Raw genomic sequence first — 12,535 nt, 5'->3', positions numbered from 1 at the left:
CTAAGCTTGAGGCTTTGAAGAAGGAAAGGCAATCTAACAAGGAGTTTGATACAAATGGGAAAAATAAAGTTCAAAAAGCCTGATATCAAGGGCTGTTTCGGCAAGCTGAAATCTCTGAAATGGGCAGATATGAAGAACGGTATTCGTGCGATGAAAAAGCGGCAGGCGGAAAAGGAAGCGGCATACCGCAACAGCCGCTTTGCACAGAAAATGCAGAAGCTTTATCCCTATATGAACCGCTATTCACTGATTTTGCACGGCATTTGGGCAATCGCCATCAACTTTCTGATAGAGGCAATGTCCCGTCATTCTGTGGTGGCGGCAATTTCGTATTCGCGTGTTTCCACGAAGGCATTTCTGTATAATGCGTTTATGATTTTTGTTACCTTTTCGATTGTATATCTATGCAAGCGGCGTGTGTTTGCCCGCTTCATCCTCAGCTTTCTCTGGCTGCTTCTGGGGCTGACCAATGGGCTGATGCTTTCCAGAAGGGTTACGCCGTTTAATGCACAGGATTTGAAAACGGTCTCGGAGGGGGTTTCCCTTTTCACGAATTATTTTAACGTGCTGGAGCTGGCAGGGATTGCGATTATCCTGATTCTTCTGGTGCTGGGGCTGATTCATCTGTTCCGCACGGCAGGGAGATTTAAGGGAAAAATCAATTATGTGATATCCATTGTGCTTGTGGGGGCTTCCTTCGCAGGCTATGGTGTACTGACGGATTATGTCATTCAGAACCGTATCGTTTCGACCTATTTCGCGAATATCGCGTTTGCATATCAGGACTACGGTCTGCCCTATTGCTTTGCGGCAAGTATTTTTAATACGGGCATTTCCGAGCCAAACGGCTACACGAAGGAAAAAATGATGGAAATCAGCAACAATGGTGAGATTACAAAAAGCACCTCCGATGCAAAGGTGCTGCCGAATGTGATTTTCGTGCAGCTGGAGTCCTTCTTTGATGTTTCCGAATTTACGGCATTGCAGACCTCGAAGGATGCCCTGCCGAATCTGAGAAAAATGGCTTCGGAATATTCCTCCGGCTATTGTCAGGTGCCTTCCATCGGCGCAGGCACGGCAAATACGGAATTTGAAATGCTGACAGGCATGAGCATGCGTTATTTCGGCCCCGGCGAATATCCTTATAAGAGTTATCTGAAGGAAAAGACTGCGGAAAGCGCGGCAACGGCGTTGGCGGCATTTGATTACGGCACGCATGCGGTGCATAACCACAGCGGGAATTTCTACAGCAGAGCGAAGGTATACAATAACATTGGCTTTGATACCTTCACCAGTAAGGAATTTATGAATTTTGACACGACAGAAACCGGCTGGGCAAAGGACGAGGTGCTTTTGGAGCATATCAAGGATTGTCTGGATTCCACGGAGCAGCAGGACTTTGTATTTACCGTCAGCGATCAGGGGCACGGCAGCTATCCTGAGGAGCGCATCATTGAGCATCCGCACCTGATGGCAGGCGGTCTGGAATCGGAGGAAAAGAACTGCCAGTGGGAATACTATGTCAATCAGGTATACGAAATGGATCAGTTTGCGGCGGACTTGGTGGACATGATGGACAAGCGCGGCGAGCCTGCGGTAGTCGTATTCTATGGTGACCATCTGCCGACCATGGGGCTGACCGAAGCGGATATGAAGAGCGGCAGCCTGTTTAATACGAATTATGTTATCTGGGACAACATCGGGCTGAAAAAAGAGGATGGCACGATTCCAAGCTATCAGATGATGTCTGTCGTGATGGATCGTATCGGTCTGCATACGGGCACGGTGTTCAATTATCATCAGGAAAGAATGAATTCCGCAGATCAGGCGGAATACCTGATGGATCTGGAGCTGCTACAGTATGATTTGCTTTACGGCGAGCAGTATGTCTATAACGGCAATCCCGTCATTACGGAGGGACACATGACAATGGGCATACGCGATGCCGAGATTCTGTATTCGAGTGAAACGGTGGACGGGCATTATACCCTTGTGGGCGAAAACTTCACGAAGTGGAGTCAGGTTTATGTCAACGGAGAAAAACAGTCGCGGAAGTTTATCAATGATAATATTCTCAAGCTGAAAAAGAGTACGCTCAAGGATTGGGATGTCATTACCATCGGTCAGGTTGGCTCAAGCAATACGATATTCCGCACATCGCCTGAGTATGTTTATCTGGAGGGGCGCGTTGTGCCGTATACGGATGAGCTGAAGGAGGAAAAGCTGCTCTTAGATGCGGCGGATGACCCCGAAAAGCTGGCACAGCTGCGGCAGGAGCAGAGAGCCGAAAAGCGCGCGGAGAGAAGAAGCGAATCCTATCGACAGGCAGAAGCGGCAAAGACAGCTGAATAAAAAAACGAGAACGCATATAAAAAGTATGCGTTCTTTTTTGTGGAAATATGGAAGTTTGTGGAAACCATTGACATAGTTTGGAAAACCATGTAATATTATTCGTGATAACCGAATGAGTGGCAATGGAAAGGAAAAAAAGATGAAGCAGATTGTTCTTGTTGCAGAAACCGGCTCTGATATCAATCCCGTCTTAGCGGCGGAATATAACATAAAAATCGTACCCATGCATGTTTCATTTGACCATGAAACCATGGAGGACGGCGCATTTCCCGTCGAGAAAATTGTAGATTACTATGAGGAAACGGGCAAACTGCCGAAAACCAGCGGCAGTACGCCCGGTGACTTTGAGACTGCCTTTGACCGCATCCATGCGGAATACCCCGATGCACAGCTGCTGTATCTGGCATATTCTGCGGTGACAACCTGCTCCATGCAGAGTGCGGTTCTGGCGGCAGAGGAACGGGACTATGTCACGATTCTGGATACGAAGCAGGTTTCCGCAGGGCAGTGCAATGTGGTGATTGCGGTGGCGGAGTTTTTGCGGCAGCACCCCGATTGGACGATGGAAGAAGCAGTCAGCGCGGCGGAGGATTTGATTGCAAGGGCGAAGATGTGCTTCATGCCGGAAAATCTGGAATTTCTGCGTGCCGGCGGTCGTGTCAGCAATGTGGCATTTCTGGGGGCAAAGCTTTTAAATCTGCATCCTGTGATTGAAATTCTGGATGGCAAGCTGGTCGCAACGAAAAAATACCGCGGAAAAATGAAGAAGGTTGCCGTGCAGATGCTGACGGAATACGCGGAGAAATATAATCTGGAACGGGACTGCCTGTGGTTTGTCTGGGTGGTCGGCTTTCCGGATGCGGTGCGGCAGGCAGTGGAGGAAGCGGCGAAGGCACTTGGCTTCAAGAAAACCAGATGGATTCAGGCGGGCGGTGTGATTACGACGCATGGCGGTCCGGCGGCGTTTGGCTTGGCAGGGTTTACGAGGAAATAAGCCGAAATCGGGCAATAAAAGTAAAAAAGTATGAGGAGGATTTGAAAAAAATCCTCTTTTTTCATACTTTGGTAGGATTTACAGGAAAAAATAAAAAGTCTATAATAAAAAACGGCAAGAAGAATGCCGAAAAACGGGAAAAGGAAGAACGTAAAGAAACAAAGGAGGTATCTCTATGAAAAAACGAATTGCAAGCATCACGCTTTCGCTCGCAATGTGCCTGACATTGCTGCCGACAGCGGCGTATGCTGAGGATGTATCTGAGGGGGGGGCATTTGACAGCCAGTCAAGCACGGGTAACGGTGCGGCTACTGTTACAGGCTCGAATGAAGCTGTTGATACAACTAAGAATACGGTTGTATATACAGGCGAGAATGAGACTACTACGGTTGTGTGTAAAGTTAGCAATAGCGACGAACTTAAAAATGCTCTCAATAATAATGATAATAGCATAACAGAAATAGATATCACTGCGGATTTTACTTACAATGGTTCCATTGCTACAGGGGATAAGAAAATCGTAGTGAATGAGGGCGTTACGCTTACAATCGGCGGATCTAAAACAAAGATTACGGGTAAATTTGAAAATAATGGTACGATTACAATCACTTCCAGTTACGAATGTATCTGGAAAGCGCAGACCACAGGTTCAGGGAAAATCGTTGCAAAGAACCAAAAATGGGGGGAATATCAGACATATGTGGATTATGGCTGTGTTCCTGAGGAAAACCTTACAAACTGTCGAATCAATATTGTAAAAGATATCGACAAAGAACCGACCGTAATCCTTCCGGAGACGATGACCGTAGGGGATACAATTACGCCGACCTTTACGAATATAGTTAATGGAGTAGATTTGGAGAATGCGTTTAAATTCAAATGGGAAAATAATGGTAACACTGTTTATAATGGTGCGGTAAGCCCTACACTTACAAAAAAAGGTACATTAAAACTTACAGTTTCTGTGAAAAAACCATATGTGATGCGTTCTTCTTCCGGTTCATATGGCATCTCTGATGTAAGTGGTACAGTGAAAGAAGTACTCTTGGATACGGTATTTGTGAATGCAAACAGCGGCAATAATAATAATATCGGGAATACAAAAGCTGCACCGCTGAAAGCCATCAGTAAGGCAGTCGATGAAGTAGCGGATGGCGGAACGATTATTCTTTTGAGTGATTATACGAGCACTGCGCTTTCGTTTGATAAGAATGTTACAATAAAAAGTGACGATGGTGGAAAATATACAGTACAGGTAACGAGAGAAGTTGCTGTAAAGGATGATATGACTGTAACTTTTGATTCCGTTAATGTGAAGGATTTTAATTTTACTAAATATTATAGTAGTTCTGTCGGCAGTGGGAATGTAGAGTTCAAAAACTGCACAGGCAGCGGCATTGAGATTGCAGACAATGTAATCAGCAATGTTACTTTGGAAAATTCTCAGCTTGGCGGAAGATTCGGCGCACAGGGAATACTGACGCTGAAAAATGCGACAATCAACGGTTCTTTCTCTACAAAAGATTTTGTGGCAAAAGGGAAAAATATTTATGTACCAGAAGATAATCGCTCTAAGGTAAGCAGAATCGAAGGAACAGCAACGATTGCAAACGCTGTTGAAATTCAGCTTTCCGCGCCTGATGCAACAACGCCATATCAGGAAAGAAAACTGATTGAAACAACAGCAGATGCAAACAATTTTACGGTTTCGAGTCCTTATCAGCTGAAAAAACAAACAGAATATAACGGAACATATATCTATGCCTTTATCCCTGTAACAAGCGTAACTCTGACACCGGAAACTCTTTCTATTGAAGCAGGGAAAACGGCGGAGCTTACCGCAACAATTTCTCCTGCAAATGCAAGCGACCAGCAGTTTAGCTGGGATGTCGAAGATACAGAAATTGCATCTGTATATGGACATACCTCCGAAACAAAAACGGTAACAGCATTAAAAGAAGGACAGACCCAAATTACTGTTACGGTAGGTGGACAGACTGCAAGCTGCACAGTAACCGTTACACCGAGAACTATTTCTGTAGAGAGCATCACATTAAATAAAACACAGCTTTCTATGGTAAAGGGCGCAACGGAAACGCTCGCGGCAACCGTATTGCCCACAACGGCAACAGACAAAGCAGTGACTTGGAAAAGCAGTGATACAGCGGTTGCAACGGTAGAAAACGGCGTTGTAACGGCGGTTGCGGCAGGCAATGCTACGATTACCGCTACAGCAGGTGGCAAAACAGCAATTTGCGCAGTAACCGTTACCAATCCTTCCAATTCCTCCTCCTCCGGCGGTGGCGGCAGCAGCACCCCCAGATATGCTGTCACAGTGCCCGACAAGACAGAAAACGGTTCTTTGAGCGTAACGCCCCAAAATGCGAAAAGGGGCAGTGACGTAACCATCACCGCTACCCCCGACAAGGGCTACGAGGTAGGCGACATCGTTGCGAAGGATGTAAACGGCAACAAATTGACCCTCAAGGACAACGGCGATGGCACATATACCTTCACCATGCCTGCCTCCAAGGTTACGATTGAAGCAACTTTCGCGGAGAAGCAGGCAGACGAACCTGTTGCACCCGAAAAGCTTTTTGCGGATGTTTCCGCGGATGATTATTATTACGAAGCGGTGAAATGGGCAAGCGAAAATGGCGTGACAGGCGGCATTGGCGAGAACCTTTTCGGCGCAAAGCTGCCCTGCACCAGAGCGCAGATTGTCACCTTCCTGTGGCGTGCGGCAGGCTCTCCCGAACCGAAGGGCATGAGCGGCTTTGTTGATGTTTCCGCAGATGCGTACTACGCGAAGGCGGTTGCGTGGGCGGTTGAGCAGGGGATTGCCAGCGGCACCTCCGCAACAACCTTTAGCCCCGATGCAGTCTGCACCAGAGCGCAGAGCGTTGCCTTCCTCTATCGCGCCTTTGGCGAAAAGGTGAATAAAGCGGCAGGCTTCAGCGATGTTTCCGCGGATGCGTATTATGCGGATGCGGTTGCGTGGGCTGTGGAAAATGGCGTTGCAAGCGGCATTGGCGGCGGTCTCTTTGCCCCCGATCAGGACTGCGCACGCGGTCAGATTGTGGCGTTCCTTTACCGCGCATATCAGAATAAATAAATTTGGCAAAAGGGCAGGGTGAGCAATCACTCTGCCTTATTTACATATTTTTTATGGTGGAGGTTATTTATTTCTTTTCGTTTTTATGGTAAAATACCCACGGACCTATCCGTGGGTTAGCCGCTTACAGCGTCTATCTGCTGTTTTCACAGCAAATTCTACGATTCGCAGGCATAGCCTGCTCATACCATGCCTTGCGGAAGAAAATATCTGCTTCGCAGTTGCTTTCTTCCCCTGCAAACATGGTAAAATACCCACGGACCTATCCGTGGGTTAGCCGCTTACAGCGTCTATCTGCTGTTTTCACAGCAAATTCTACGATTCGCAGGCATAGCCTGCTCATACCATGCCTTGCGGAAGAAAATATCTGCTCGCAGCTGCTTTCTTCCCCTGCAAACATGGTAAAATACCCACGGACCTATCCGTGGGTTAGCCGCTTACAGCGTCTATCTGCTGTTTTCACAGCAAATTCTACGATTCGCAGGCATAGCCTGCTCATACCATGCCTTGCGGAAGAAAATATCTGCTTCGCAGCTGCTTTCTTCCCCTGCAAACATGGTAAAATATCTCTTGGAAACCATCAGAGAAAAGACGAAGGGAGTTCGTATGGAAATTATCCTGCCAAAGGTGCTATATATCATTTTACTGTTGCTTGCGTGGATTGCGGCGTTGTTTTCGGGCATTGCCTTCGTTTACGGCATACAGCTTCGGAAAAGGGCGCGGGGCATCCTCGGCTGGTGCCTTGTGTTTGTCTGCTGTCTGTTTCTGATTTTCCTTCTGATGAAGGGACATATCACAGCAGGATGAGAGTAAGACCGTTTCGACGGTCTTTTTTTATTACAAAAATTTGCTTGACAGAATCGGACTACACTTGTAGTATAAAAGAAAAGGACTACAGCTGTAGGCTAGAAGGGGGGACTGGATATGGATTACAAAATTTCCGACAGCGAATGGAAGGTGATGGAAATTCTCTGGGAGAAGGGCACAGCCACGCAAAGCGAGGTGATGGATGCCCTGACGGAGGGGTGGAACAAAAACACGGTGTATACCTTTCTGAGCCGTCTGGAGCATAAGGGACTGGTGGCGGCAGAGGGCAGCCCGAAGCGGTATGCGGCAGTCATCGGGCGCGAGGAATGTGTGAGACAGGAGGAGGAAAGCTTTCTGAACAAGGTCTATCATGGCTCGGCAGGAAAACTGGTGGCGGCGTTCGTGGAGGAGGGCAGGCTGACGGAGAAGGAGAAGGCAATGCTGAAGCAGCTTCTGGAGGGGATGGACGTATGACGAATCTATGGACAGTTCTGTATTTTACCCTCGGCATTACGCTGACGGGACTGATGCTTGTGCTTTTCAAGCGGCTGTTTCGGGATAAGCTTTCCGCAAGATGGCATTATCTGGTGTGGCTGGTGCTTCTGGTGCGCGCCATTCTGCCCGAAAATCTGCGGCTTTTTTCGACAGGCTTTGCGCTGAATACGCTTTGGGTCTCATGGATGAAGCGTCTGCGTGCGGCGGTGGAGCTGGGGCGGAATTCGCTGTTATCCACGCCCTTTGGGATGGGCGGCGGCGAGGTTTCTCTGCTGAAAAAAATGCCGTTTTCCGCATGGTCGCTGACGGATAGGCTATTTGCGGTCTATCTGGCAGGGGTGGCGGCAGTTTTGCTGTATGATGCACTGCTGTATGCAAGGCTACGGCTCGAAATTCGCAAGGGGGCGGCGGCAACGCCCTCCTTACGGGAGAAAATCAGAAAAACGGCGGAAAAATATGACCTTCCCGCACAGAAAAGCGTGCGTATCTGCAAGGGAATCGAAACGCCGTTTCTCTGCGGCATGGTGCGCCCGATTCTGGTTGTGCCGGAAAGCATGGCAGAAACGATTGATGAAAAGGTGCTGCTGCATGAAATGCTGCATTTGAAGCATCATGATGTATTGGTGAATTTCCTGCTGCATCTGTTGCAGGCGCTCAACTGGTTCAATCCGTTTGTTTATTGGCTGTGCCGCATCATCCGCAACGACAGCGAGGCTCTTTGCGACCAGCGTGCATTGGAAAAGCTGTGCGGTGAGGAAAAACGGGAATACGGGATGCTCCTGCTTGATATGGCGGACAGCCGCTGTGCGAGCCGCATCGGGACAACCTCTATGGCGAACGGCGCGAGGAATATCAAAACGCGCATCGGGCGAATTGCGGATTTCGGGCGTGTGCCAAAGGGGGCAGCCTTTGCAACGGCGTGTATTACGGTGGTGCTTTGCCTTGCTTCGGTCAGCTTTGCCTATCAGCCCCAATATTTCGATACCTCCAAGGTGGAAACGGCGGAGGACTTGCGGCTGACACTGGAGGATGCGCGCTATTTCGAGATTCCCTCGGCGGAAATGGCAATTTCGATTCTTTATGAAGCATTTGAGGAACGAGATCTGGCGAAGCTTGCGCTGACCGTGCCGCAGGAGGAATTTGACACCTATCGGGATTGGGCGCTTGCGGAATACAAAGCGGCGGAGGACACCTATCATGCCCGTCTGGATTCCGGGACAAAGGCGGACTATACATATCGCTTCTATGATTCCATGGAGATGGAGGATTTTTATCTGCTGGATGAGCAGGCGGACGGCTCGATGGACGGGATTATGCAGGTCAATGAGCTTTCGGCGGAGAAATCGGTCACCCAGCATTTCCTGCACTTCCGTATTTTTGAGGAGACGAAGGGGAACTGGTCGATTGCGCTTCTGGAGGACGAAAGCAGGGCTTTTGATATCTACGGCACTGTGAACTATGGGATATATAAGCTGGAGGAGGAAATGGCGCAGGGCAGCTATCGGCAGGTCGGCGACTGGAGGGTCGCGGATGCGGCGTATTGTCGGCAGTGGGGCTTCCTTTTCGGCAGCAACGATGTGATGAATAGTCTGCTTGGCATAAATCAGGAGATGCAGTTCAATGATACGCTTGCGCCGTTTGCGACCCACGCCGCCTATCTGGAATACACGGGCACGGCGTTAAGAGAAAAGCAGAACGTATTGGTTGCGATTGCTTGTCCGCAGGAGATGAAAGAGGACGAGTATTGGGAGAGCATCGACAGCTTTGTGGTTGGTAGCGGCGGCAGCAGCTCCGCGGGCGTGGCATGGGAGATTATCAGCACAGACGAGGATTGGGACGGCAGAATTTCCTTTGCGGAAGGAGAGGACAGCGACAATCTGGCGGATGCCTTTGCCCGTCTGGAAACGCCCTACGAGGTGCGGCTGTATACGAATCATAAGGAATTACTGGAAACGATTCCGTTGAAGGGGGGTGCATTGGATGCAGGAAACAATCCTACAAAAGGAAATAACACAGGAAAAAGAAGTACAGGAAACAACAACGCAGGAGCGGAAAACAAGTGAAGCCCTCGGCAATATCCGTACGGCAATGCTGCTGTTTCTGATTGATATTTATATCTTTGGCTTCGATATTGCCCCCGATTTTGTCGGCTGGATGAGCATGCTTGGCGCGGTGGCAATGCTCACGGGAAAAGTGAAAGGTATAGAACGTATCCGCACCTTCGGGCAGATCATGCTTGGGTATGAGGTTGCAATGGTTGTGATGAATTACATCGGCGGCATGCTGCCGTTTTATGACCTCATCATGGGCTATGTCGGGATTTTCATTCTCTGCATCCGCATGTATTTTATGTATATCATACTGACTGCGGCGGCGGAGATTGGCATGGTTGAGGGCGGCGAGGAAAAGACGATACAGGGCATTTGCCGCAGCCGAAGCCTTGTGCTTCTGGCAGAGCTGACGCTCTATCTTTACGCCGCGGTGCAGGGGGCGGAGCGCATCGGCGGCTGGGGAATTCTGCTCTTTGGCGGCTATGTGGTGTTCTATCTTGCGTGCATCGTGTATCTCTCCTTTTTGAAGGAGGAGGTGCAGAAGCAGGAGAAAAAGCAGACAGAAACAGCAGAAACAACAGAAACAGCATAAATAAAAGCCTCTGCAACAGAGGCTTTTTTGTGTGCGTTTATGAAGTTTCTTTCGGCTTTTCTTCCTGCGGTGGATTCACGAAGGAAAGCAGCAGCACCGCCGCAACGATGAAAACAAAACCGATATAATCAATAAATTCCAGATGAACCTTGAGCCACACAACGGAAACAACCGTGGATGCCAGCGGCTCTGCGGAGGCATAAAGGCTGCTTTTGGTGGGTCCGATGTATTTTACGCCATTGAGGAACATCAGATAGGGGACGGTTGTGCCGAAGATGACGATGAAAACCATTGCCAGCAAGGTGGAGGTGTTCCAGCTGCCTGCGAAGTCCCAAGAGGGGTGTACGAAGTGCATCACAAAGCTCAGAACCAGCATCGACCACCCAATCAGAAGCATTGCATCATATTTTGCCAGAAGGCGCACAGGATAAACCGTATAAAACGCAAGCGCAAGGGAGGAAAGCGCCCCCCAGAATAATGCCTGCGGCGAAAGGCTCAGGCTTTTCAGATTGCCATGCGTTGCCAGAAGGATTGTCCCGACCAGACAGCCGAAAACGGCGATACATTCCAGCTTTGTCGGCAGTTTTTTCTCCCGAAATGCCAGATAGACCACAATCAGAATCGGCGCGGTATATTGCAGAACGGTTGCGGTTGCGGCATTGGAATGGGCAATGGCGGCAAAATAGCCATACTGCATGAAAAGCATGCCGCCCAGCGCAAAGATGATGATGCCGATTCTATCCTGCTTATCCATCCAGATGGAAAAAACACCGCCGTGCTTCACCTGATAAAACACCAGAAGCAGCAGCCCTGTCAACAGACAGCGCGCAGAAACGAGCCATTCCGGCGAAATGCCTGCCTGATTGAAAAGATATTGCCCAACGGCACCCGAAACGCCCCAAAGACAGGCACTCAGAATACAGAAAACAGACCCAATCCATACTTTGCTTTTGATTCTCATGCAATCACCCTATAAAAAAATTACTACATTATATTTACCGGAAATTTCCGCTTGGAATTGTATTTTTTCGGAAACTGATTTCATACTATCATGTTCATTTTTAAAAGTCAATGTTCCTAAAATTGCAAATAAGAAAAGATTCCGATTGAAAAAATTGATTGCAGATTTTGCATAGATTTAACAAAAGTATGATTTTTCATTTAACCTTTCTCCTCTATACTCTTAACTGTAAACGAAAGGAAAACAGAAAAAAAGGAGAGAAATGAATATGAAAAAGGTATTTGCAGTTGCTTTGGCAATGACAGTAGCAGTCGGAATGTTAGCAGGCTGCGGCAGCAACGACAGCGCACAGGGCGGCGCGGCAGACGGCGCGATTACGGTTGTTTCCCGTGAGGATGGCTCCGGCACAAGAGGCGCATTTATCGAGCTGTTCGGCATTGAAGAAAAAAACGACGCAGGTGAAAAAATCGACAACACCACAGACACAGCGGAAATCACAAACAGCACAGCCGTTATGATGACAACCGTAGCAGGCAATGATAACGCCATCGGCTATGTTTCCCTCGGCTCCTTGAATGATTCCGTAAAGGCACTTTCCATTGATGGGGTCGAAGCATCTGCTGAAAATATTAAAAACGGCACCTACGCAGTCGCAAGACCCTTCAATATTGCAACAGGCAAGGAGGTCAGCGAGGTGACCAAAGACTTTATCAACTTCATTCTGAGCGAGGATGGGCAGGCAGTTGTTGAGGAAAACGGATACATCAGTCAGGGCAATACGGGTGCATTTAAAAGCACCGAAGCAGAAGGCAAAATCGTTGTGGCAGGTTCTTCTTCCGTAACCCCTGTGATGGAAAAGCTGAAGGAGGCATATCTTGCCATCAACCCCAATGCAACGATTGAGGTACAGCAGTCCGATTCCACAACAGGCATGACCTCTGCAATGGAGGGCATGTGCGACATCGGCATGGCATCCAGAGAGCTAAAGGACAGTGAACTGGCGGCAGGACTGACCCCGACAGTGATTGCGATGGATGGTATCGCAGTTGTGGTAAACCACAATAACACAGTTGATAATCTGACAAGCGAACAGGTGAAGGAAATCTTCACAGGCAAGCTGACAGATTGGTCCGCTGCACAGTAACAAGGTTCCCGGATATGAAGGGGG

At 48.6% G+C, this 12,535-nt stretch carries 9 protein-coding genes; 8 read left to right on the top strand and 1 reads right to left on the bottom strand.

Annotated features, from left to right (window positions below; genetic code table 11):
* Positions 1-54: 54 nt before the first annotated feature.
* The 7 genes from EJE48_RS06195 (at position 55) to EJE48_RS06165 (ending at position 10,406) form a co-directional block, all read left to right on the top strand.
* Positions 55-2,352, top strand: a complete 2,298-nt coding sequence (locus EJE48_RS06195) for an LTA synthase family protein (protein ID WP_118579110.1) — start codon at positions 55-57, stop codon at positions 2,350-2,352.
* Positions 2,353-2,491: 139 nt separating this feature from the next.
* Positions 2,492-3,346, top strand: a complete 855-nt coding sequence (locus EJE48_RS06190; RefSeq protein ID WP_118580380.1) for a DegV family protein — start codon at positions 2,492-2,494, stop codon at positions 3,344-3,346.
* A 175-nt stretch (positions 3,347-3,521) separates the two neighbouring features.
* Complete coding sequence (locus tag EJE48_RS06185) at positions 3,522-6,461, top strand: Ig-like domain-containing protein (RefSeq protein ID WP_118579107.1); 2,940 nt, start codon at positions 3,522-3,524, stop codon at positions 6,459-6,461.
* Positions 6,462-7,067: 606 nt separating this feature from the next.
* Positions 7,068-7,268: a hypothetical protein gene (locus tag EJE48_RS06180; protein WP_016407935.1), complete on the top strand. Its 201-nt coding sequence runs from the start codon at positions 7,068-7,070 to the stop codon at positions 7,266-7,268.
* 117 nt (positions 7,269-7,385) lie between these two features.
* Complete coding sequence (locus tag EJE48_RS06175; protein ID WP_118579104.1) at positions 7,386-7,742, top strand: BlaI/MecI/CopY family transcriptional regulator; 357 nt, start codon at positions 7,386-7,388, stop codon at positions 7,740-7,742.
* Positions 7,739-9,826: a M56 family metallopeptidase gene (locus EJE48_RS06170; RefSeq protein WP_124984408.1), complete on the top strand. Its 2,088-nt coding sequence runs from the start codon at positions 7,739-7,741 to the stop codon at positions 9,824-9,826. Before EJE48_RS06175 ends, EJE48_RS06170 begins: the two co-directional genes overlap by 4 nt.
* Entirely contained in the window at positions 9,744-10,406 is a 663-nt protein-coding gene (locus EJE48_RS06165; RefSeq protein WP_124984407.1) for a hypothetical protein, read from the top strand. The genes EJE48_RS06170 and EJE48_RS06165 overlap by 83 nt, the downstream gene beginning before the upstream one ends.
* A 37-nt stretch (positions 10,407-10,443) precedes the next feature.
* Here EJE48_RS06165 and EJE48_RS06160 read toward each other — a convergent pair whose 3' ends face one another.
* On the bottom strand, positions 10,444-11,367 hold the full coding sequence (locus EJE48_RS06160) for a DMT family transporter (protein WP_124984406.1): 924 nt from the start codon (positions 11,365-11,367) through the stop codon (positions 10,444-10,446).
* A gap of 262 nt (positions 11,368-11,629) precedes the next feature.
* Here EJE48_RS06160 and EJE48_RS06155 point away from each other — a divergent pair, with 262 nt between their 5' ends.
* The gene (locus EJE48_RS06155; RefSeq protein ID WP_334295394.1) at positions 11,630-12,511 is read left to right on the top strand and encodes a substrate-binding domain-containing protein; all 882 of its coding nucleotides are present in this window, start codon (positions 11,630-11,632) and stop codon (positions 12,509-12,511) included.
* Positions 12,512-12,535 lie beyond the last annotated feature (24 nt).

The sequence above is a fragment of the Anaerotignum faecicola genome, assembly GCF_003865035.1.
GTDB classification, from domain to species: domain Bacteria; phylum Bacillota; class Clostridia; order Lachnospirales; family Anaerotignaceae; genus Anaerotignum_A; species Anaerotignum_A faecicola.
The sequence above is the reverse complement of the archived record's forward strand: the minus strand, read 5'-3'. Positions and strand labels throughout refer to the sequence as shown.

Coding starts and splice junctions, on each gene's coding strand:
- EJE48_RS06195 (WP_118579110.1), top strand. CDS start 55: ATGGGAAAAATAAAGTTCAAAAAGCCTGATATCAAGGGCTGTTTCGGC.
- EJE48_RS06190 (WP_118580380.1), top strand. CDS start 2,492: ATGAAGCAGATTGTTCTTGTTGCAGAAACCGGCTCTGATATCAATCCC.
- EJE48_RS06185 (WP_118579107.1), top strand. CDS start 3,522: ATGAAAAAACGAATTGCAAGCATCACGCTTTCGCTCGCAATGTGCCTG.
- EJE48_RS06180 (WP_016407935.1), top strand. CDS start 7,068: ATGGAAATTATCCTGCCAAAGGTGCTATATATCATTTTACTGTTGCTT.
- EJE48_RS06175 (WP_118579104.1), top strand. CDS start 7,386: ATGGATTACAAAATTTCCGACAGCGAATGGAAGGTGATGGAAATTCTC.
- EJE48_RS06170 (WP_124984408.1), top strand. CDS start 7,739: ATGACGAATCTATGGACAGTTCTGTATTTTACCCTCGGCATTACGCTG.
- EJE48_RS06165 (WP_124984407.1), top strand. CDS start 9,744: ATGCAGGAAACAATCCTACAAAAGGAAATAACACAGGAAAAAGAAGTA.
- EJE48_RS06160 (WP_124984406.1), bottom strand. CDS start 11,367: ATGAGAATCAAAAGCAAAGTATGGATTGGGTCTGTTTTCTGTATTCTG.
- EJE48_RS06155 (WP_334295394.1), top strand. CDS start 11,630: ATGAATATGAAAAAGGTATTTGCAGTTGCTTTGGCAATGACAGTAGCA.